The organism is Alteromonas sp. 4NS20-0143 (assembly GCF_057542855.1).
Map to the genome: position 1 here is coordinate 257,094 of NZ_BAAJLR010000002.1, position 21,255 is coordinate 278,348.

At 43.7% G+C, this 21,255-nt stretch carries 19 protein-coding genes, 1 tRNA gene and 1 riboswitch; of the genes, 2 read left to right on the forward strand and 18 right to left on the reverse strand.

What is annotated here, in order from left to right; all coding sequences use genetic code 11:
* The first annotated feature begins 268 nt into the window (after positions 1-268).
* Positions 269-2,020 (forward strand): diguanylate cyclase, encoded by a 1,752-nt coding sequence (locus tag AC27HD_RS04845; protein ID WP_487104188.1) that lies wholly within the window; start codon positions 269-271, stop codon positions 2,018-2,020.
* A 65-nt stretch (positions 2,021-2,085) separates the two neighbouring features.
* On the opposite strand, the gene AC27HD_RS04850 is transcribed toward AC27HD_RS04845, so the two are convergent.
* The 9 genes from AC27HD_RS04850 to AC27HD_RS04890 all read right to left on the reverse strand — a co-directional run bounded on the left by AC27HD_RS04850 (position 2,086) and on the right by AC27HD_RS04890 (position 9,591).
* A complete protein-coding gene (locus tag AC27HD_RS04850; RefSeq protein ID WP_349378842.1) occupies positions 2,086-3,006 on the reverse strand; it encodes a DMT family transporter in 921 nt (306 codons plus the stop codon).
* 431 nt (positions 3,007-3,437) lie between these two features.
* Positions 3,438-3,899: a ribosomal protein S18-alanine N-acetyltransferase gene (gene rimI, locus AC27HD_RS04855; protein WP_487104190.1), complete on the reverse strand. Its 462-nt coding sequence runs from the start codon at positions 3,897-3,899 to the stop codon at positions 3,438-3,440.
* Between the two features lie 6 nt (positions 3,900-3,905).
* Complete coding sequence (locus AC27HD_RS04860; protein WP_487104192.1) at positions 3,906-4,502, reverse strand: alanine acetyltransferase; 597 nt, start codon at positions 4,500-4,502, stop codon at positions 3,906-3,908.
* A gap of 238 nt (positions 4,503-4,740) precedes the next feature.
* A tRNA-Trp gene (locus AC27HD_RS04865) sits at positions 4,741-4,817 on the reverse strand.
* Positions 4,818-4,898: 81 nt separating this feature from the next.
* On the reverse strand, positions 4,899-5,834 hold the full coding sequence (locus AC27HD_RS04870) for a phosphotransferase (RefSeq protein WP_487104194.1): 936 nt from the start codon (positions 5,832-5,834) through the stop codon (positions 4,899-4,901).
* The gene (gene pnuC / locus AC27HD_RS04875) at positions 5,800-6,438 is read right to left on the reverse strand and encodes a nicotinamide riboside transporter PnuC (RefSeq protein WP_032094470.1); all 639 of its coding nucleotides are present in this window, start codon (positions 6,436-6,438) and stop codon (positions 5,800-5,802) included. The genes AC27HD_RS04870 and pnuC overlap by 35 nt, the downstream gene beginning before the upstream one ends.
* A complete protein-coding gene (locus AC27HD_RS04880; protein ID WP_032094469.1) occupies positions 6,438-6,701 on the reverse strand; it encodes a hypothetical protein in 264 nt (87 codons plus the stop codon). The genes pnuC and AC27HD_RS04880 overlap by 1 nt, the downstream gene beginning before the upstream one ends.
* Positions 6,702-6,713: 12 nt before the next feature.
* Positions 6,714-8,810 carry a TonB-dependent receptor gene (locus AC27HD_RS04885; protein WP_487104196.1) on the reverse strand — a complete coding sequence of 699 codons (2,097 nt, stop codon included), beginning with the start codon at positions 8,808-8,810 and terminating at the stop codon, positions 6,714-6,716.
* Positions 8,811-8,866: 56 nt separating this feature from the next.
* A riboswitch (TPP riboswitch) is annotated at positions 8,867-8,971 on the reverse strand.
* Positions 8,972-9,165: 194 nt separating this feature from the next.
* Positions 9,166-9,591, reverse strand: a complete 426-nt coding sequence (locus AC27HD_RS04890; protein WP_032094467.1) for an acyl-CoA thioesterase — start codon at positions 9,589-9,591, stop codon at positions 9,166-9,168.
* A gap of 60 nt (positions 9,592-9,651) precedes the next feature.
* Between AC27HD_RS04890 and AC27HD_RS04895 the strand changes: the two genes are divergently transcribed.
* Positions 9,652-12,240, forward strand: a complete 2,589-nt coding sequence (locus AC27HD_RS04895; RefSeq protein ID WP_487104198.1) for a GNAT family N-acetyltransferase — start codon at positions 9,652-9,654, stop codon at positions 12,238-12,240.
* 269 nt (positions 12,241-12,509) lie between these two features.
* On the opposite strand, the gene AC27HD_RS04900 is transcribed toward AC27HD_RS04895, so the two are convergent.
* From AC27HD_RS04900 to AC27HD_RS04940, 9 genes are all read right to left on the reverse strand, one after another.
* Positions 12,510-13,775, reverse strand: a complete 1,266-nt coding sequence (locus AC27HD_RS04900) for a tetratricopeptide repeat protein (RefSeq protein WP_081926564.1) — start codon at positions 13,773-13,775, stop codon at positions 12,510-12,512.
* 2 nt (positions 13,776-13,777) lie between these two features.
* Entirely contained in the window at positions 13,778-14,389 is a 612-nt protein-coding gene (locus AC27HD_RS04905) for an energy transducer TonB (protein WP_032094466.1), read from the reverse strand.
* Position 14,390: 1 nt separating this feature from the next.
* Positions 14,391-14,789: an ExbD/TolR family protein gene (locus tag AC27HD_RS04910; protein WP_032094465.1), complete on the reverse strand. Its 399-nt coding sequence runs from the start codon at positions 14,787-14,789 to the stop codon at positions 14,391-14,393.
* A gap of 11 nt (positions 14,790-14,800) precedes the next feature.
* Positions 14,801-15,325, reverse strand: coding sequence for a MotA/TolQ/ExbB proton channel family protein (locus tag AC27HD_RS04915; protein WP_032094464.1), 525 nt, complete (start codon positions 15,323-15,325; stop codon positions 14,801-14,803).
* Position 15,326: 1 nt separating this feature from the next.
* Complete coding sequence (locus AC27HD_RS04920; protein ID WP_032094463.1) at positions 15,327-16,685, reverse strand: MotA/TolQ/ExbB proton channel family protein; 1,359 nt, start codon at positions 16,683-16,685, stop codon at positions 15,327-15,329.
* Positions 16,686-16,691: 6 nt separating this feature from the next.
* The gene (locus AC27HD_RS04925; protein ID WP_032094462.1) at positions 16,692-17,453 is read right to left on the reverse strand and encodes a DUF3450 domain-containing protein; all 762 of its coding nucleotides are present in this window, start codon (positions 17,451-17,453) and stop codon (positions 16,692-16,694) included.
* Between the two features lie 297 nt (positions 17,454-17,750).
* The gene (locus AC27HD_RS04930) at positions 17,751-18,449 is read right to left on the reverse strand and encodes a 2OG-Fe(II) oxygenase (RefSeq protein ID WP_487104202.1); all 699 of its coding nucleotides are present in this window, start codon (positions 18,447-18,449) and stop codon (positions 17,751-17,753) included.
* A gap of 32 nt (positions 18,450-18,481) precedes the next feature.
* Positions 18,482-20,326 (reverse strand): putative 2OG-Fe(II) oxygenase, encoded by a 1,845-nt coding sequence (locus tag AC27HD_RS04935; RefSeq protein WP_487104204.1) that lies wholly within the window; start codon positions 20,324-20,326, stop codon positions 18,482-18,484.
* A 5-nt stretch (positions 20,327-20,331) separates the two neighbouring features.
* Positions 20,332-21,237, reverse strand: a complete 906-nt coding sequence (locus AC27HD_RS04940; protein ID WP_487104206.1) for a class I SAM-dependent methyltransferase — start codon at positions 21,235-21,237, stop codon at positions 20,332-20,334.
* Between the last annotated feature and the right edge of the window lie 18 nt (positions 21,238-21,255).

The following is a 21,255-nucleotide window of genomic DNA, read 5'->3' on the forward strand; positions in this document are numbered from 1 at the left end:
CGTCAGCCTGCAGTTTTCTGATATTGTCTGATTTTTTTGGGGCAGGGTTGAAATCTTGTCTCTTGCTTCTACTCGCCGCCACCTAACCTTATTGACACTAAAACCGTTTATTCCTATGAAAGAATATGGGAAATTAGGGTAAAACATTAACGCATTGGCATGGTCAATTTACATGCAACGCCATGTATTAATTTGAAAGTGTTAAGATTAGGATCCATTCTTGTGCTAAAAAGACATAGTAGAAAATTATATTAAAAGGATGTTTTCGATGGTGAGGTTGAAACTGTTTCTTACATTCATGCTCTACAGCGTGTTTGTTTTTTCAGTAAACAGTAATGTAATTTTCATTGATACGAATGAAGAGTTAGCACTCACTGAGCATGCACAGTTCGCCATATCTAACACCTCTGTATTAACCGGTCGTGAAAATTGGGTTGATGACCCAAGTGGTTTAGACAGGAAGCCCAGTCAATATCTGCACTTTAAAATAGAAGTAAAAAGTAAGAGTAATAGACCTACACCGGTATGGTTCAATATTACGTTTCCTGCTATTAAACACCTACAGGTATCAGACGGTAGACGGGTATGGAACACAGGTGATGCACTCCCCTTTTCTACAAGAGAGATTAACCTACCGAATTACCACTTTCCATCAATATTACCCGCTAATGGCAGCGTGACGTTTACCGGCCATATGCGGGGTGAAATTCTTCGCTACAACTTCTCTCTTGCCACACCAGAGAAAGTGATTAATGACTATGTCGATACCCTACAGCGAGACATGGCCTTTTTTGGTGCCATGGCCATATTGACTGCCTTATCATTTTTGGTCTTTTTTGCCACGCGCAAAATTGCGTTTTTAAGCTTCGCGCTTTTTATCTTTGCAACCACCTTTTGGTTTTTCAGAGTGTTCGGTTACGCGTTTGAAATACTATGGCCTCAAACCCCTGAACTTAATGATATCAGCTACGCTGTCAGTATTTACGCACTGCTACTTTCTGCCTTCGGGGTGATAGTAACGGTATTGAAAAGACCAGGCAGACAGATTTACGGTGAAAAATTTATCAAGTGGTTTTGCTATTTACTGCCGCTTATTGGTATCGCTGTATGGCAAACCTTGGGATTAGATTTAGCGTTACGGCTTCCCGTTTTACTGTTCTTTCCCTACCTAATAATTTCTGTTGTGGTAATTATAGTGGAGCATAAGCGAGGGTCAGACATAGCAAAACGGTTTGCACTTGCCATGTTGCCCATAACAGTAAGCTCTTTGTTTTTAGTGCTTATCGCGCTCAATAATACACTCTCAACCTGGGACCCTGTTGCCACCTTCATGGCTGGGATCTTACTGACCTGCATGTTCATGATAGTAATAACTTCCAATTACTTGATAAAGCGACTTCAAAAAGAAAGGGATGCAGAAAAGGAGGTGGCACGAATGAAAAGCGAACAAACGTCCATCTTAGAGTCGTTAGTAAAAGAGAGAACCTTAGAACTCGAGCAGTCAAACAGAATGCTTGCTGAATTAGCATCTAAAGATGCGCTTACCAACCTACCAAACAGAAGAAGTGTCGACTTATTTGTGGACGCAAGTTTTGAAGACCTAGTAGGAGGCGACCGGAATATTGCGGTAGCGCTTATCGACCTTGATCATTTTAAAACCATTAACGACACCTTTGGTCATAACGTGGGCGATATTGTATTGAAAAAGGTTGCAAACACATTAGACGCGCTTAATGGCGATAACCTGTTAGCGGGCCGTTTTGGAGGAGAAGAGTTTGCCATTATTGCGCGAGATATGGATGACAATACATTTTATAATATGCTCAATAACGTACACGATGACATCAACGGGCTTTCTCTTTCAGAATTAGGGGATAGAACAGTGGGTGCCAGTATTGGCTTTACCATGTGTACAGGCCAAACTGATGTGGTCGACGCATTTAGACGGGCAGATAAAGCCCTTTACATTGCGAAAAACAAAGGTCGAAATTGTATAGTTCGTGCCAAAAAAGGGGAGTAAAGCAGCCCATCTTCATTTATATCTGAGCATGCAAAGACACACTCTATTTAAGAAGTAAACAGCGCCTAGGGCAGCCGGAACACTTTTTTCAACGTGTGCGGTGACAACCCGTTCACTATCAGTGCAGCAATCATCAACACTGCGCCAGCGACCACCATTGGCAATAAGGTTTCCTGTAAAATAATCACTGAACTTACATAGCCCACTATTGGAGTCAGCGTAGAAATAAGCACAATTTTTTCAGGAGGAAGCTTAGGCCCAGCAGCCACCATTAACCCAAACCCCAATCCTGTCGCCACAGGACCAATGTAGGTTAATAGAAGCCAGTCTGCCCATGTGTAAAGTGCAAAGTCTGGGATAGGTTCAAAAGCCAAGGCTAATCCCACCATAGCAATTCCTGCGATGGCGAACTGCCAAAATACTGCCTCGATTACGCTACCTTGCCACTTGTGAAATGACACTCTGCGGATTGCTACAGCCCAAAGCGCAGAGGCGACTAACATTCCCAACAACGGCAGGCGTGCGCCCGGCTCACCAGATGCAAACAAAATCATTGCGCAGCCAATGGTGGATATACCGGTAAGTATGAGTCGCTTTGATGGTGCACGCTGTTTGTACCATAAGGTGTCAATTAGCAACATCCAAAGCGGCGTGGTGTAAATGAGAATACTCGCCGTTCCTGCAGGAATAAACTGGAGGCAGACCGTAATTAGGCCCATAGATAAAATAAATTGAAAAAAAGCGACAACAAGAATGACGGACCTGTCTTTTCGATTGAGCATAGGTAACCGCTTCTTGGTTAACACCACAAAAAGCGCTAATACTGGTAAGCTGAGTAAAAAGCGTAAACTCACCATCCACAGCGGGGAAACTATCTCAAGCCCTACTTTCATTCCGGGCCAGTTAAACCCCAAGCACAGCACGGCAACTAAAAGCATTTTAATGCCTTTAGACTGGGTTTTATCTATTGTGGAAGTGTGTTGCATGGTTATTAGATCCAATTGGCTACATTTGCGCTGTTGCTGCGCACTGAGGTATTGAGCACCTCTTATACCAGCCCGCATAGATAATTACCCACTCAGCGAGATTTAAAATGTGCGTCATCGCGGCGTGTTACCGCAGTTGCACTGGTATTATCTGTAAAAAGCGCGACTATAAGGTAAAACCAGCCTAATTGAAATGAAGGGCGGAAAAATGCAAAACGGAATATGACCAAATGGTCAACTTTTAGTTACAGCTTAACAGGCTAAGATACCTTGGGGCTTCATCATCAAAATCGAGCATCTTTGCTATCGAATGCGATTGTAATTAGGGCGTGTTGGTCTTTGTTGTACGAGTTTTGGGCTAAATGGATGCATTTTAATCGCGAAACAGTCCTGTGGGCCTAGTGGGCTAAGTCAAAGGGCTGTGACAAACTCTACGGCTCAGCATTACTCCACTTCATAACTAAGGCATTCTCTCTGCCTGTTTCTGTGGGATAGTAATTTTTCCGTGTATCTATATAGGAAAATCCCAGCTGTTTATAAAGGGAAATAGCAACTTCATTACTTTTCCTCACGTCAAGCCACATCTCATCCATGCTGCGTCGTTTAGATTGCTCTAGTACGAAGGTAAGCAGCGCTTTACCAAGTCCTTTACCTCTTGCTTTCTTGTCTACAGCAATATCCATTAACGTAGCTTCTGACAGCACTTCAAGCACAATGGCGAACCCCACAACCTCTCCCTCAAGATAAGCGAATACGCCGTAATAAGGTGCTGTAAGGCAATCTTCAAAAGTAGCAAAAGACCACGGTTCTACCTGCACAGACTCGTGAATGCGATGGGCCTCGGTAAGAGAATCTAATGGCGTATGCGAGTTTACAATCGTCAAGTTTGGCACTCGTGCTTACTCGCTATTTTGGCTAGTTGATATTAACGCCTGCCATAGGTCTCGTTTTTGCTGCGTATTGAGCTGCGTTGGCGGTGCAGGTAAAACTATAGCGTCATTATGAATACTGAGTGTTGTTCCAATGAATACATTTACCTGACTCGAAGAGAGGCCTAGCTGCACGCAGGCTAAAGTGAGATCGGAAAGCCATGCTGCGCTTGCTACTTTCTGACTAGCACTTAGCGGTATACCCAGTGGTTGAGACTGGGAGCTGGTATCGCTTTGAGTAGGCTGTGGTTTATTGGTGGCTGAGCTTTCTTTAGCGGCTGAGTTTTCTTTAATGGGTTGGCTTTCTTTATGAGTAGTCGCTCCACCAACATGGGCTCTTAGCTGATCAAGTCTCGACTGCTTTTCTTGCTGTGAAATAGGCTTGCTAGATACTGGAGCAGGCGCATTTTCTCTAGAAGGCAATTTAGCTGTATTCTCACCGCCCGTATTCTTATTAGCCCCATTGCCTTCTTTACTATTTTGTGCGGCAAAATATGCCTCTTTAGATATCCAAACGGGAATACCCATCTCTTGCAAAACAGCGTGTTGATAAGGCGTAATGAGCATAATAATACCGGCAAATTAGATTAATGCTTTAAGCAGAAATAGCGTAGTAGAAACGTATCCGTAGTGTACTGCAATGACGTGAGATATTGAATGACTAATCGTATTCCACAGACTTTGCACAATTGGAAAACATTAAAAATGGGGAACTAAATAACAAGGAATAAAAGGGAATTACATTAAGGTTCGAGGCTCTACGAGAATTTGTAAAAGAGTAACCAGAAATAAATCAGAGGGAAAGTGGCAGGGGTGGAGGGACTCGAACCCCCAACCATCGGTTTTGGAGACCGCTGTTCTACCAATTCGAACTACACCCCTAGCGCGCTGTGCATTATACGTATGACAATTAAAAGGTAAAGACTTTTTGTTAGCTGCCCTGCTCTCATGCTTAATTTACACTCAATGCGTTGAATTTTCATTCAAAAGTGTCTCATTATTCGCTGTCGCATCCATTGCTGCGCGCCATAACGCGTTGGTTACATCCACGATGTCAGTGAACAACTTATGCTGCGACAATGCCCTTTGTGGGCAAATGCCCATTTCATCGGCGTAGGTGTTAACTAGCTGAAGGCTTTCGGCATCTGTAAACCCATTGATTAAACAACATGATGCTAAATCGAAATAGCGATTGCCAATGGCAGCGTATTCCCAATCAATCAGAAGAGGGGGTGTGGCCGTCGCTTTTAATACATGAGCTCTCAATAAATCGTTGTGGCAAATAACGATGTCGCTCTCACCAACACTATCATTGCTTCTGTTTTCGGCATCAGAGTCGCCACAGGACGCTCTTTCGCTATTAATAACGTGGTGTTTTAGCTCACACACTTTATCGAATAAAGCACTTGTCGATGTAATGTTTGCCACTTCAAGATAATGCTGCCAACGTTCATACAAATTCAGAGGATGACCGCTAACAGGTAATGCATGAAGCTGTGCTAACACCTGCGCCATTTGCTGAGGTGTTAACGCCTCTGGTTGACTATTTGCCTGTTTATAGTTTTTCTGCACAGAGCTCTTTTGAGCACTGTTGCCCTGTTCTATCTGATTGGCGTCACAATCTACCCACAGCTCTACCCAAATTGTTTCGTCAGCACTCAACCAAATGGGTTCTGGCGCAGCGCCTAAACGGGATAAGGATTGCTGCAATACAAATTGCTCACGTCGTTTTACGCCACTGAAGTTATCGTCACCAAGCCATTTTACCGCCGCGCTAAGGTTGGCATCTAGCAAGTGATACACATGGTTAACCGCCCCTGCAGGACAGCGATACAAACTTGCCTTAGCAGACAGCCCTAGAGGCTTATGTAACAGCTGTAGCAGTTGATTGTCTGTCATCTTGTGCTTTCCATTGGGAGAACCATTGATAGTAACCAAATATAGAAAAGCCCACATACCCTAGGAAAAGACATGCAGATAACGCATACCCTACCTGAAGATATAAATAGGCCGAAGCCAAGTTGATAAAAAACCAGTACACCCAGTTTTGTAATATTTTGTGGGCAACCATAAAGGTAGTAACAACACTGAGTAAATTAATACTGGCATCTAAGAGTAAGTAATCGCTAATAAACTGTGAGCCCGCAACTTGAGCTAACGCCCACGCAAGCAGCAGCATAGCAGGCACGATTAAACAATGAACCCACAGAGCCCATGAACGCACAGGCTTAACCTGCCCGTCTGCTGTGCTGCCCTTCGACCATTGATAGTATCCATAGCCGGCCATTGCCATGTAAAACAGGTTTAAGGCAGCTTGAAAGGGAAGCGTGACTTGCCAGAATAACCAGGTGTAAATGCCAGTGCTCACAAATGCACACGCCCAGCACCAACTGTTTTGCTTTGCGGCAAGCAGCACATACCCTAGTGCGAGCACAACGGCCACCCACTCTAATGGAGAGGTGCCCGCTATTTGGGCAATAAAATCAGAAAGAAAGCCGTCCACTACGACGACTTTCTTGATTGCATTGCATCAAAGTTAAGAAATTTGGCGACGAAGATCGCCTGCCCTACTTCCTCGTGTGTCCGTTGCATCTCTTTTCCTAAAATTTCCATCACCTTTGTATAATCACCAGTGACCTGAGTACTGGTGGAACAGGTGTTAATGCTTAACTCAGTATAGCTATTAAGCCTATCAATAAAATTTTGGATAGGAGGAATATACTCATTCACCAACGGATATAACGACAATTCAACCATGACTTGCATATTCATACTCCCTTAAAATTCATACTTAGCAGTTACGCCAAATTGACGGCCATTACCAAGCTGATAATACGGCTCTTCAAACGCATATTCATCTCTTGGATCATTGCTAAAGCCGCCAAAGCCCCGCGTGTAATACTCTCTGTCGAACGCATTTTGGATCCACACAGAGGTTTGCCAGTTGCCATGGTTTACTACCAGCTCTGAGTTCACCAACGTGGTAGATGGCGACGTCACATTGTGTCCGTCTGAAAAGCGATATTCGTCTTTATAATCTATGTCTACTCGCCACGTTACATTGTCGGTTAACGCATATTCACTGTATAGGTTACCTGTCCACTTTGGTGCCTGAGCCTGACGCTGCTCATTTACTTGCGTGCCATCGGCTAACGTATAACCTTCAAATGTGGCTGACAAATATCCTGCACTCGCACTTAGCTGCCATACATCGGAAACCAACCATGACAACTCAAGCTCAGCCCCTTTGTTGGTTCCAAGATCGGCATTATCAATAATATCGATAAATCCGGCCGTGCCGTCTTCACGAGTAATTACATCAAAATCGCTAACTTGAGTGTCTGTCCTGTCCATGTAGAAAATAGCAGCGCGGGCCGTTAAGTCAGGGGTTAACAGCGGCCCTTTAAATCCTAGTTCGTAATTGACGTTGTATTCTTCATCGAAGAACCGTTGTTCGTCGTTAACCCGGTTATCAGGGTTAAAGCCAGGTCCTTTATAGCCACGTGAAATACTGCCGTAGTAAAAGTGCTTGCCCAGTGTGTACTGCAATGCCACTTTGCCGCCCAGCATATTGGTATCGTTATCGCGGGTCAGGCCACGATTATCCGCAAAATCGAAATCATAATTTTCTGCGCGAATACCGGCTACCAGCGTTAAATCATCTCTTAAGCGGGTTTCGGTTTCTAAATAAAGCGCGGTTGTTGTGGGGGCAAACTCACTGGCGTAATCACTGTCTAAATACGTATATTGACGAAGCAAGTTTTCCTCAGTTTGTTTATAGAAAGCCCCTACCGTCCAATCTGTCATGCCATTGAACAGGGCAGCATCGCGAGAGGAAACAAAGCGGATTTCACCTGTCTGTGTTTCTACATCACGATAGTAAGCATCAAAGGATGTGTAGCCGAAAGGGTGGAAACCAGTGAATGTCCAATCTTCGTCGTAGCCATAGGCGATGTTATGAGAAGCATGTGTCGCAATTAAGATAAGGTCGCCTGCGCCAGTGGTGGTGGTAGAACGGGCACTTACTGCGTGGGTTTGGTGCTCGTCAAAACCCGGCTCGTCAGACAACGTTCTGTTGTCATTGTCTAAAGAGAATGCGTCGTAGCCGTTATCAATATCATACCAACGATAAGCCAATGCCAATGTGCTGTTGTCAGCAACATTTCCATCTATAGCGAAACGAAGCGCAGTCTCATCAATATTATTCGTATCGTCTCTATTTAAAAACGTATTCTCAACGAAACCATCGCTTCGATTATGAACCAGCGCTACGCGATAGCCCCAATTGGTGTTGATGTCATCACCAGTGGCAGCTTCAACGCGATAGCTATCTTTATTGCCAATTCGCGCTTCAACATAGTCAGGCGCCTCGCTGCCTGTTTCATTGCTTGATAGCTTAACGGCTCCGGCTAGTGCTCCTGTGCCATATAGCGTGGCCTGGGGACCGCGATAAACCTCAAGCTGCTTAGTATCAAATATAATGCCCGACGCAGCGAGACCAGAAAAATCAAACTCGTCAACGATAAAACTGACAGACGGATTAATCGGCTCAGCAAACTGGCTACGCTCACCAATACCACGAATTTGTATAAAGCGGCCGCGAGAGGCACCTGCCGCAAAATTTACGTTGGGAATACTATTGAGAATACTGTCAACATGAGAAGGCTGTCTGCTGCGCAAGCGCTCTTGATTCAGTATGGTTGCACTGGCGCTAAGCTGAGCTAGGGTAGTTTGACGAAAATTGCCCGTCACCACTACTTTTTCAATATCGTCATTGGTGTCAGTGCTTTTTTGAGCGTTATCAGAGGCTTCAGTTTGTGCTATCGCACTTATTGAGGTTGCCAATAGAGTGAGTGTGAAAAGTTGTTTGTACATGGGATCTCTTGTTCTCTTAATAAGAAAAAAGATCCGGGTTTAGCGGCAGGTGATCAGGCTATATTGTAAACCATTCCTACGCCGGTATTATCCGGATCAGGTTTAAGGGTTCCCACTAGTGTGGATCTCAGACCGAAAAACGGACACCCCTTGGTATAATTCGCAAGTGACTCACTCGTCATGTGCAAGCTGCTTGAATTAAACGAGCACAAGTCATCAACTTAACGAACGCCGTGGAGTCTACCACTTCGAAACACGCCGTCAAGCGCAGCGCTCGTTAAGCTAAGTTCATATTTAATCTAGGTTATTACAAATCTAAGCCGTTACAAATTTAGTGTGACGAACTAAACTCGACTTAGCTATTCTCTATATTAAGATTGAGCTTGCGCACTTCATCATCAGTTTGCGCAATTAACCCTTCTAATGTCTTTCCGTGAGAAGCCGGCTGTCTCGTCTCTGGGTCCACCTTAACGAAAACAATATCGTCTGCAAAACAAATCGTCTTTTTAGTGGCTTTATTACGCACTAAACAGCTCACCGTAATAGACGTGCGCCCTACTGCCTTGGTCTCAAGACCAAACTCAACGATATCGCCCTGTAAAGCTGGTGATTCAAAACTAATTTCGCCTATATGCTTGGTGACCAAACAATTGGTTTCTAACTGACAAATAGCCCATATGGCGGCCTCTTCATCTATCCATTCTAATGCTCTACCGCCGAACAATGAGTTGGCGTAATTGAGGTCGTTTGGCATCACTAAACGCCGAGAAAGAAAGCGCATTCGAATTCCTTAATATAAATCGCTACTATATGCGTTCAATTATACAGAAAAAAACTCTTCATGGCGCTACAACAATTACGTGATTGGCTACTCGCCCCCTACTACACGCAGGCTGCAAAGCAAAAAAGTGATGTAGAATATAATGCACAAAACAATGCAGAACGGCCACAGATTCATCGCCGACTCCTTGTTATATCTGGCGACATTGAGTTTATCGAGAATACTATTGATGTATTGCTCGCTGAACTACCAGTCCAGTGTCGTGCAGAAGCGTTTAGCGAGAGCCAATTAAAAGGTAAAAACAGAAAAATGCTATTGGGCTCTGAACGGGACATTGCCATTTTTCATTGCCATGAGTCTTTTAATCCAGGCAACTTTTTGGCGCTGGCTGGCACTATTAAGCATGGCGGTTGCCTCATTGTTACCTGCCCTTCTTTTAATAAGTGGCCACAGCAACACCATGCCTCTTTCATTTCATACGGCTACGAAAGTAATGAGAGTGCTTATTTAAAACGATTTATAACATTACTTTTAGATGACAAGCACACCGCAATTCACAGTCTTGAAGGTACCCGCCTACCGAATCAAGATATACCGTATCTTGATGCAAAGCAGGATATGGGTTATTTAGAGACTTACCAGGATAGCCAACACTTTATACCCTCTTTATTCAGCTCTAAAGACCAAAGAGCCGCATTTAATGCGCTGAGTGCACAGTTTAAAGAGGATAATTTGCATACTCTCGTAGCGGCACCCCGAGGGCGCGGTAAATCAAGCCTATTAGGAATATTCATATGGCACTTGTTAAATGAAGGCCAACATATTCTGCTAACAAGCACACTGTTTGAAAACGTACATTCTGTTTTCCGCCAGATTGACCGAATGTGCGAACATAATAAAACTACCAAAGGTGATAGCAAACATCCGCATGTTGAGCCTTTTTCTTCTTCAGATAAAAATTTGAATAAAGTATTGGATAAAACGCCCGAGAAAAAACGGTGCGTTGGCGAGGGAACCGTTGAATGGGTTGCACCAGATAACCCAGTCCTCTCTAGCGGCCATTGTAATATCGTCTTTATTGATGAGGCAGCTTCATTACCTATACCCGTAGTGCTTAATATAATCACAAATCATAAGCAGTGGCTGCTTAGCACCACATTACAAGGTTATGAGGGCAGCGGTAGCGGCTTTATTCATAAACTTATTCCGAAATTACACGCTCACTCAAACGAGAGTGAAGGTAAATCTGTCAACATTGTTGAGTTACACACGCCACTTCGCTGGTTGCACCATGACCCGATTGAACGCTTTATCACTAAAGCATGTTTATTTGATACAGGTGCTGAAAATTCAGAATCGTTTCTTGGATGCGATAAAGAAGACGGCGACAAAACAGTCGAAGCGCAATTAGTCCCGACTAACTCGTTTAGTGACACCTCGTTGAGCAAAACAAGGTTTCAACGGCTCAGTGAGACAGCGCTGGGCGACGTGATGAAGCTATTAACACTTGCCCATTACCAAACCACGCCTGATGACTTAATGCGCCTCTTAGATAGCCCAGACCTCATAGTGTTTTTATTGTATCAGGATGCCAAAGTAATTGGTGCCGCGGTTGTTAACGAGGAAGGTGGCGAGAAACTGAAAGACATTGCTGAGAATATAGCAACGGGTGAACGTCGACCTAAGGGACATTTAGGCGCACAGCAATTAACGCTTATGAGTGCAAACCCTACCCTTGCCACGTTGAAGTATTGGCGTATTAACCGTATTGCGGTGTGTCCAGAACTTCAGGGAAAAGGGTTTGGTACCTCTATTTTAACGTCCATAGAAAAAGCTGCTAAGGAAGCTGACATTGATAGCTTAAGCACGTCGTACGGTTCAGAGGATAAACTAGATAGATTTTGGCAACACAATGAATTTGTATGCGTACACAAAGGTGAGAAAGCCAACAAAGCGAGTGGTGAAACAAGCGTATTGCGAATAGCGCCTCTTTCTGACCGAGCACGAACACTTTCATCAGAAGTAGCCAGCATATACGACGCAAAGAAAAAGCAAACCACCTATGATTCTCTCTCTGCTTCTCTGCAATTACTTTGTATTACCAAACTTCGTCATTTTATAGCGGGTTATCGAAGCCTAGATAACATCTGGGGAGAGATAAATGCAATTGCACTCTGTTGCACTGAATACCCCGAGAGTTACCTGAGCGCCCCCTTACATGACAGAGATACCGCTACAGTGGATGAACTATCTGCACAGGCAGTAAGCGCAAATAAGCTGACTGATATTGAATCTAACGCTGATACACAAAGCCAAGATTTATTAAACAAAAACACATTGGACAAAAGTACATTAAACACAAGTACATTAAGCAAAAGTACATTAACCAGACGTACACCAAAAAGAGATCAGCAAAAAACGCGTTCTACTTCAGATTCATTCTTTGATGCACTCTTTACTGCAATAGGAGAATTTACCGGCAACCAAGCTAATGAAGTACAAAGTGAATTGATAAAACTTCTACAACAACCCCGCCCTAACTATGATTCACTCTCTAACACGCTAAAAACAAAAGGGAAAAAAGGAACAACTGCTGCGTTAAAAGAAATTATTAGCCGCTTTATCATCAGGCTTGAGATGGCAGATTAGGCACACTGTTATTATCGGCACGCTGTTATTATCTTGATAGCGAATAGTTAGGCTGGTAACTGCAGCAAAGCAGGCTCTAATTCTTTTTTCTTTGATCTTTCTTCTTTGTTCTACTCTCACTTTGACTATAGCTTCAGCCTCCGCTTTTATACCGTCGGCTTTTATACAGGCCTATAGAAAAAGTGCACCTGATTAGTTCATCTATAAAATGCTCAGAAACAAAAAAGCCTCCGTGAGGAGGCTTTCTTACTAAGCGTTGGTATTAACAATTAAATGTTGATACCACGGTTCTTCGCTTTTTCCTTGATGTAAGGTTCCCACGCTGAGGCGTTACGGCGTAGTGAGCGATCTTTCTTAGCTTCTTGGATGTGTCTGAAGGCTTCTCTGTAGTTGCCTGCATAGAAGTTCGCTTCCATAAGCGTGAAGTGAACTTTAGCCGGCTTCTCGATACCTCTCTCTAGCGCATTTTCTAGCGCAGAGATAGCACCTTTATAATCTTCAGCAACAAGTAACAATGTACCTTGCTTCTTATAAAGGTCAGGATCAGAACTCATTTTAGCGGCTTTGCCATAAAGTGACGCAGCAGTTTTGAATTCTTTCGCAGAGTGATAAGCGTTAGCAAGACTTGCTAACAACTTCTCATCTTCTTCTAGCAAACCAGACTTCATGAACTTTTCCATTACCTTGGCACCGCGATACGGCATGCCATTAGTTTGGTAAAGCTGAGAAAGTGCTTTAACTTCACTTTCTTTTTCTAGATAGCCCTGCATGTGTGCTAGTTCAAATGTAGAAAGTGCTTTCTTATAATCTTCCACTGAAAGATAAAAGAAACCTAACTGACTCCACCAACGTGGCTCTTCAGGGAAGTTACGCACCAACTCTTCTGCTACAGCAACTGTCTCAGGAAACATCTTGCGCTCGTAGTACGAAGTAAGCTTTAGCACATACGGGTTTTTATTTGGCTCTTCGTATAAAGCAATCGCTTTATCCGCTGGCTCAATCATTTTATCTAATTGCTTAGATTCATAATAAGCCTGAGTTAAACGCGTATACACATCAGCGTCTTCTTTACACGTGAAATCCATCCACGAGTTGTACCACTTAACCGCGTCAGTAAACTTTTCTTCCTGCATACTCAAGTCACCTAATAATTTAAGTGTTTGAGAATGCTCTAGGTCGTTAAGTACCTTCGGTTGAACTGAGTCTGCAAGATATCCATAAGCCTTGGCACCTTTACCTTCTTGCGCTGCAAGCAGGTTTCCGATGAAGCGCTTTACATAAGACTTGTCAAAGTCATCAGACGGGTCAATATCATAAAGGATATTCAACGCTTCATCGACTTGGTCTTCATTGTAAAACTCAAAGGCTTTCTGAACTTTCTTACCAGTACGCTCGCCAACCAGTGTTGTTTTGCCCTTTTCGTATCCAGGACAAACTACAGCAGATGACTGCGCTAAGGCAGCAGACGATGTGAACATCGCCCCTGCACCTAGCACTAAAGCAACGGCTGACATTTTGAATGAACGTTTCATCATTATCATTGCTCCAGTTTGAAGTCTAGCTGTACAAACATGTTGGTTTGCTTAACAGCTTTGCCATCAACAATTTTAGGCTTGTATTTCCACTTGCGAAGAGCACGACGTGCTTCGCGGTCGAATACACGCTTAGGTTCTGCTTCGATAACTTCGATATCGTCTACACCACCAACTTCGTTGATAGTGAAAGATAACCTAACCCAACCTTCACGGCCATCTCTGGCTGCTTGCGGCGGATACTTAGGATCGATACGAACGATAGGCGTTGCTTCACCGTCACGCTGCATAGCACCAACACCACCGATGTTTACACCTACGCCGCCAGTATCGATAGCAGGAATAGCTAAGCTAAACCCATCTGCATCTGGCTCCGCAGCTTCTGGCTCTACTTGCTCCATTTTAGGAGGCTGTGGAGGCGGAGGCGGCGGTGGAGGCGGAACACGTTGACGTGTTTGCGTCTGGTCGTCTGGTTCCTGCATCACAATATCGATTACGGGTGCAGGCGGCACTTCGTCTGCTGGCCTAGATGAGTTTTCAATCAGCTTGGCCATAAGAACGAATAGGGCAAATGCAACACCAGCACCTAATAATATAGATACAATTATACGTAACATCTTATCCCCTTGCCGCTACCGAGACTCGGTCAACGCCAGCGGCTTTGACCTGATCCATGATCTCAACTACTAAACCATGCTTCGCTTTAACATCAGCTTGAATGATTACATAGTCAGTTGGCTGCTCGGTAAGCAGTCTTTCTATATTCGCTCTTACGCTATCTGGCGCTACTTCACGTTTATCTAACCAAACATTCCCATCTTCCGTTACGGCGATAAAGATGTTTGCGTTTTTGTGAAGAACCGCCTGATTCGCATCTGGCTTGTTAACTTCAATCCCTGCTTCTTTAACGAAAACAGTGGTAACGATGAAGAAGATAAGCATGATAAAGACAATATCCAACATGGGAGTCATGTCAATCTGTGCATCTTCTTCCTCGGTTCTGACTTTTCGAGGCATAATCTCTCTCTCTAATGATGTGGCAGGCTATCAACTAGCCCTTCTCTTGCCAGCTTCACTTTCGCTTCAAGACGTGAACTGATAAACAGCCCAGATAGCGCCGCTACCATTCCCGCCATTGTCGGGATTGTAGCCATAGAGATACCAGATGCCATAAGACGTGCATTACTGGTTCCTTGTGTGGCCATTGTCTCGAAAACGCTGATCATCCCGGTTACTGTTCCAAGTAGTCCAATTAAAGGACACATTGCAATAATCGTTCTTATGATTAGCATTCTTGCGGTTAAGTCGTCTGACGCTTGAGAAATCCACGCGTCACGGATTCTATGCGCATACCATGAAGTAGTATCTGCTCGTGCATCCCAATTAGCGATGATGTTTTTCTTCACCTTTGGAAAAACAGAGGTTAAATACCAATAACGCTCAATCATTAAAACCCACATGAGAAAGAGCGCGGCAGCGACGAAGTAAAGCACGTCACCGCCGGTAGCGATAAAGTCCCTGACCGATTCAAATAATCCAATCAGGTAATTCATATTACGCCTTCTCCGACTCTGAGTGAGCAGCTACGATACCCGCAGTTTGCTCATCAAGAATATGGATGATTGACTTGCTGCGAGAAGCTACGATGCTGTGAGTAAGGATTAGCGGTAGTGCCGCAATGATACCCTGAGCTGTAGTTACAAGAGCCATTGAGATACTTCCTGCCATCATACGTGGGTCACCAGTACCGAACAATGTGATGGTTTGGAATGTCTCAATCATACCAAGTACTGTACCTAGTAGACCTAGTAGAGGTGCAATCGCTGCGAAGATCTTAATTACGTTGATACCGCTTTCGATACGTGGAAGTTCACGAAGAATAGCTTCATCAAGTTTAAGTTCCAAGTTTTCTGCGTCAGCATTTTTGTTCTCGCCGTATACTTTAAGGATACGACCAAGAGGGTTGCCTTCAGACGGGTTGTTTACGTTTTTAAGCTGTGAGCGCATTTTGCCGCCAACAACAGTAAGCGTAATTAGCTTGTAAACACCGATAAGCAAACCGATAACTAGCATCACTGTAATTGTGTAACCTACCGGTCCACCAGCGTGATAGCGCTCAGACATAGTTGCTTTTTGCTTTAACAGACCAAGGATCGCACCTTGAGAAGGGTCAGCATAAAAAGGAACTAGGCCAGAAGTAGCAGATACTAAGTCATTTGCTGAAGATACAAAGTGACCATCTGGCTGACGGCCAAGAGGCTGTACAACTTCTGCTTCTGCGTCGTATGCAAGATAACCGTCTGCACCAACAAGGTTAAACGTACCTACACGTACGATTTCTTGTTGAGATGAACCGCCGTCTAGGTTTACAACTTCAGTAGTAAACTTAACAACTTCACCGCCTTCAGTCATTTCTTTCTGAAGTGCAAACCATAGGTCTTCTAGTTCTTGAATGTTAGGAAGACCTTTAGAATCTTCTGACATTGCAGCAAGGAACTCACCACGACCTGCGTATTGAGCACTTACAATTGACGTAGAGATACGACCAAATGCTTCTGATGACGCTTGACGTACAACACCAAACATCTCACCAAGAGTACCTGTAGCTTGGTCTAGTTCAGCCGCTTTTTCGTTCAACGTTACTTCGTTGTCAGAAAATTGCTGTTGTAGACGATCGCCACGATCTTCTTCTGCTTTTAGTTCGTTTTGTGCTTTTCTTAGAAGCGCTTGCTTGTCAGCACGAGCAGACTGAAACTCAGCCTCACGTTGCTTGTCTAAGCGTGCTTCAGAAACACGGTTCTGCTGAACCTGGTCAAGCAGATCCTTAAGGCTCTTTGCTTCCTGAGCCTGTGCTCCGGTTGCCGCAACTGCAAGTGTCACAGCGGCTAAAAGAGATTTGAATACTGGTTTCATTAACTATTACTCCGCTGCACTAATTGGTAGTTTGATGAGATCTGCAGGAACGACGCCATTAGCCATCTTAACTGCATCAACAACTGATGAAAGGTATTCATCACCAAGTTTTTCCCATGCACGGCTCTCGTTGTTCCAAACCCACGCGTGAGTTTGATCAAGAGAAAGCGCAAGCAGTGCTGCACGACCAAGGTTGAAGAAATCAACAGTTACTTCTGTACCTGCATCATCGATTGTACCTTGGTATGAATTGATCTTAGTACCGTATTCAACTTCTACAAGGTACGCTTCAAGTACCTGGCGGAACTGCTCTGATACAGTAACGTTAGAGTTAGCCATTAGGTCGCGAAGACGCTCAACGCGCTGAAGACGCTCGTCTAAGTGAATAGGACGATCTAGTTTGATAAACTTCTCTAGGCTATCAATCATGCGGAACATAAGCGGAACGATGCCCTGCTTAGTTTCTTCAATGCTGTCAATCTGACGTTGCAATGAGTTGATGCCGCGCTGCTGGTCAGCAACAAGGCTAGCTAGATAATCATTGTAGATTTTGAGGTTTTCTGTCTGGTCTACTGTTTGACGATACTCAACAAGTAGTTCTTGAGATTGTTCAAACAACGTGTTGATTTTTTCTTGCGATTTCGCTGCAGCCGCATGAATTTTTGCTTCTTCTCTGTGAAGATCATCAAGGGTATCTGCAGAGACTGCGCTACCTGTTAGTGCGAATGCACCTGTAACAGTAGAAGCAATAAGAGTTCTCTTGCTCATTTTGGACATAGTTCCCAACCAAATTTCTTATTTGAATCCTCGCCGATAGGAAAATATTCGGGCAAGGGGCGTATTAAATTTTTACAATGTTGTTTCAAATATGTAGTGCATGAGGCGCTAACCAGCACTACGAACCTATTATACTCACACGGAATGTGAGGGTTAGTCAAGCAACACTATGTTTACACCATTGAAATGAAGCGTCGTCTGACTAAAAAACAAACGTTATGCCAACAATGCATTTTGTGTACTGTTAGTTTGTAAATAAAGTCTGCGAAGAAGCGCCTTACCGAACCGTCATCGCTTGCCAAACCAGCCTGTTATTGAAAACCTTGGTTTTTTAGCAAACGGAGTTAGATACGTCACGCTGTGAATATTTTCAACGGTAAACAGACTGAGCGTATTAAAGTTTGGCGTCCAACTTTCACTGGTAGTACCATCTTCATTAAAGAATTGAAGCAGTCCTCCCCAATCTGGATGCCACTCGGGAGATAGGTTAAATACATAGGCCAATTTACGTCCCTCAGCATCTACAACATCTTTATGACGAGTAAGAAACTGCCCGGGTATAAAGCGCGTTACCTGCATACTGGCATAATTGAGTTCTCCAACACCAGTGAGGTCGCTCATCACATTGAGAACATCTTCACTGTTTAATACCGTATAAAACGACCTAATAAGTTCGTCGGGCTCATCAGCGGTAATGTATTTTCTTCCGTAGGAGAATCCATTTCCTTTTGCCGCGTTGTCCATTAATTTGAAGTAGGTCTGCTTTTTCTGCTCGTCTGTAAGCGCTTTCCATTCATCTGGCGAAACAACAATATTTTGTCCATCTATCGCCATAGCATTATCAAATACAAATCGCTCACTCAGAGCTTGATATAAATGCGCAGCATTTTCGAAGGGCAATATATCGTTAACTCTTACTTTGCCATTATCAGCGAAGGTATTTTTAAAATCACTCAGGTCTATGTCATTGTTAAAAGGGGTATTCATTAGTTACTCGTCAATGATTTGAAGTAGGTTAATTAGGATGAAACATCGAAGGCGACAGTCAGTCGTTTTTCTGATGAATGAAAAGGGATTGTTCCGTGCCAAAAGTAAGAGGGAAACACAACCAGCTTACCTATTTCTGGCATGACTGAATATTCATGGGTTAAATCTTGGGGCAAATCAAAGTTAGGCTTGCCAAACACGAGATGCCCCTCTTCATTACTTTCACTAAGAGTATTAGGTATATCTACGTAAAACACCGCACTCAAGCCGCCTTCTGGATGCACGTGGTTTGTGTGGTACCCCTTGTTACTCAAATTTACCGACCAGGCACCGACAAATTTTATGTCGTTAGACAACGCGGGTAGATATGGATGAGCCTGCGCGACTCTATCAAGTTCGCTTATATAGTCTTTAATTGACTGTTCGCAAAATGCTTTTAAGCATACAATGAGCTCGTTGTCAGTCTGAGAGAATATATTGCCCCTAGTCTGAGTTCCTCCGTTCAATGTCTGTTGCAAAGGCGCAGATTTGGCTGTGTGTTGAGTGGATAGATAGGCACTTAGCTTATTACAAAAATCGGCAGCACCATCACGAGATATAGCATCGGGAAGTTCAAAAGTCTTAACTAGGCTTTCATAGTGACAGTAACTTTGCCTATGGGCGTTTTGGCCTGACAAACGCTCGGCAAGAGTGAGATAGGCTTTTGCCATCACTGCACTGTCTTTATTATTGGTGAGTTCAGGCATGTGTTCTAAAACAAAAGACGTATTGTTTGTTTGAATTGCATACTTTGCGCACTGAAGCAGTACCTTGTCTGACTTTATGTCCTTTGTTGTGCCAAATAGCGCATCAAAAGCACCTGCAATATCATTTTCTAGATATTTTATTTCGGCATTAACCAGCGCAATGTCCCCGTCAGTGTCGGTGTCGGTGTCGGTGTCAGTGTCATATAAATCAACACTGTCTTTTGCAAAGCCCTCGCCAGCAGAAAAATATTTTGAAATCAGCAGTTTTGCTTTTTCAGTGTTTCCTACACGTAAATAGTTTCTTATCAATTCTAGAATGATGTCTTTAGATACTGTATTGGCAGATATAGCGTTTTCATACAGCGCGACTGCAGAGCCAATGTCGCCTGATTCACTGTAAAGGGCGGCTAAATTTTTGTAGCTATCAATATAATAGGCGTTAAGCGATATCGCTTTTGAATATGCGGCTATTGCGCTGTCGATATCATTGAGATCAGAAAAAGCATTACCCAGATTATGGTGCAACTGAAAAGAGTCGAGACCCAGTGTTTGTGCTCGTTTAAGTAACACAAGAGCGTCATTAGGCAACTCTAGCCGTCTCTTAATTGTGGCTAAATTATGAAGAGCTAATACATTGTTAGGGTCTTTATTGAGAATCTTAAGGTAGATATCACATGAAGCAGTGTGCTCTCCCCTATCATCACAAAGCTGAGCCATCACTAGCATCAGGCTGCTTGAGTCATTCCAGTACGATAACTGTTTATGATAGTGCTGGGTAAGTTCGGCGGTATTACACACAAGGTGCTGCGCTTTAAGAAAGAGCTTTGACAGCTCTACCGATGTTTTACAATGATTCGACAGTAGGCCAATGACGTCCTCGCCTTTACCTAACGACAACATGCATTTTGCATACTCTGTTAAAATGCCCACATTTGTCGAGACCGCACTATATGCTTTACGCAATAATGCCTCTGCCCTTTTAGGCTGCTGTGTATCGTTGAGCAGCTTTCCATACAGAAAATTGACATTGATATCATTAGGGCTCTTTGCGAGCAAAGCCTGGTAACTCTTTGCCGCGATGTCTAATTTACCCTCTTGATGCAGGCTCAAGGTTTTTTGTAGGTCGTACATAGTTGCTACACTTTTTTGAATCTTAGTTCCCATGCTACGGGAAGTTTGCTACTAGCCATATAAAAGGGCTTGGCAGTCCAACATTGATGGTCTTGATTGGAAATAGCAATAATATCGTCTACATCTTGCATTGAAAGCGCAACGTCACATATGGCCGATACTCTCTGGTAAGCAAGCTGTAGCTGCTTATCCATACCCTCTATCCAATTCACAATATCATTCTTATTGTATTGCTTATAGTTTCCAAGCAGTTGGTAAGCGCCTTGAATAAAGTGTAAAGCCCCCCCATTCCAATGCTGCTTATTAGCCTCAAGAGTTTTGAAGTAAGCCGACATCGACGGCAAAACACTGTCTGGGTTCACAAATAAGTCAGTTGCCAGTTGTTTTGCTTGTTCAACTGCCTTTAATTCAGACAGCAACACCAGCGCATTTTTTTCAGCGGCATAGCGGCTGTGAATGTGTCCATCTTGATAATGACAAAGCGCGACGAATTCTGCGCCTTTCTTTAGCTGCGACGGCAATTTGGCTAACGTCTCTTTACCCAAGTATTCAATACCGAACTGGCTGACAACCTTATCAAAGGTGCCTATAACGTCGCTGGGAAGCTCTTTAGATGAATTTAGCATAGTGCGGGAGTGAGGAAAGGCTTCTTTAAAAAGCGCTAGTGCATGCTCACTGCAATCAATCCCCGCGATATTGCTAAAGGGTAAGTTAGACAGACTTTTGAATAACGCACCAGAACCACATGCTACATCAAGGATGTGCGAGTCTTTATCACTGTCGCTAAAGCAGTCTTCCCAAAAGACAACAAAATCATTTATCGCTTTACCTTCAGCGTCTGTAAACAAGGCATCGGATTGAGGTGCACTGGCACTGTTCCAATATTGGTTCCACTCTTCTACTGAGTTCATTATCTACCTTTTACGTAA

Excerpts from the sequence above, each read along its gene's own strand:
- AC27HD_RS04845 (WP_487104188.1), top strand. The coding sequence starts at position 269 with ATGGTGAGGTTGAAACTGTTTCTTACATTCATGCTCTACAGCGTGTTT.
- AC27HD_RS04850 (WP_349378842.1), bottom strand. The coding sequence starts at position 3,006 with ATGCAACACACTTCCACAATAGATAAAACCCAGTCTAAAGGCATTAAA.
- AC27HD_RS04860 (WP_487104192.1), bottom strand. The coding sequence starts at position 4,502 with ATGCTCATTACGCCTTATCAACACGCTGTTTTGCAAGAGATGGGTATT.
- AC27HD_RS04870 (WP_487104194.1), bottom strand. The coding sequence starts at position 5,834 with ATGACAGACAATCAACTGCTACAGCTGTTACATAAGCCTCTAGGGCTG.
- AC27HD_RS04880 (WP_032094469.1), bottom strand. The coding sequence starts at position 6,701 with ATGCAAGTCATGGTTGAATTGTCGTTATATCCGTTGGTGAATGAGTAT.
- AC27HD_RS04885 (WP_487104196.1), bottom strand. The coding sequence starts at position 8,810 with ATGTACAAACAACTTTTCACACTCACTCTATTGGCAACCTCAATAAGT.
- AC27HD_RS04890 (WP_032094467.1), bottom strand. The coding sequence starts at position 9,591 with ATGCGCTTTCTTTCTCGGCGTTTAGTGATGCCAAACGACCTCAATTAC.
- AC27HD_RS04895 (WP_487104198.1), top strand. The coding sequence starts at position 9,652 with ATGGCGCTACAACAATTACGTGATTGGCTACTCGCCCCCTACTACACG.
- AC27HD_RS04900 (WP_081926564.1), bottom strand. The coding sequence starts at position 13,775 with ATGATGAAACGTTCATTCAAAATGTCAGCCGTTGCTTTAGTGCTAGGT.
- AC27HD_RS04905 (WP_032094466.1), bottom strand. The coding sequence starts at position 14,389 with ATGTTACGTATAATTGTATCTATATTATTAGGTGCTGGTGTTGCATTT.
- AC27HD_RS04910 (WP_032094465.1), bottom strand. The coding sequence starts at position 14,789 with ATGCCTCGAAAAGTCAGAACCGAGGAAGAAGATGCACAGATTGACATG.
- AC27HD_RS04915 (WP_032094464.1), bottom strand. The coding sequence starts at position 15,325 with ATGAATTACCTGATTGGATTATTTGAATCGGTCAGGGACTTTATCGCT.
- AC27HD_RS04920 (WP_032094463.1), bottom strand. The coding sequence starts at position 16,685 with ATGAAACCAGTATTCAAATCTCTTTTAGCCGCTGTGACACTTGCAGTT.
- AC27HD_RS04925 (WP_032094462.1), bottom strand. The coding sequence starts at position 17,453 with ATGAGCAAGAGAACTCTTATTGCTTCTACTGTTACAGGTGCATTCGCA.
- AC27HD_RS04930 (WP_487104202.1), bottom strand. The coding sequence starts at position 18,449 with ATGAATACCCCTTTTAACAATGACATAGACCTGAGTGATTTTAAAAAT.
- AC27HD_RS04935 (WP_487104204.1), bottom strand. The coding sequence starts at position 20,326 with ATGTACGACCTACAAAAAACCTTGAGCCTGCATCAAGAGGGTAAATTA.
- AC27HD_RS04940 (WP_487104206.1), bottom strand. The coding sequence starts at position 21,237 with ATGAACTCAGTAGAAGAGTGGAACCAATATTGGAACAGTGCCAGTGCA.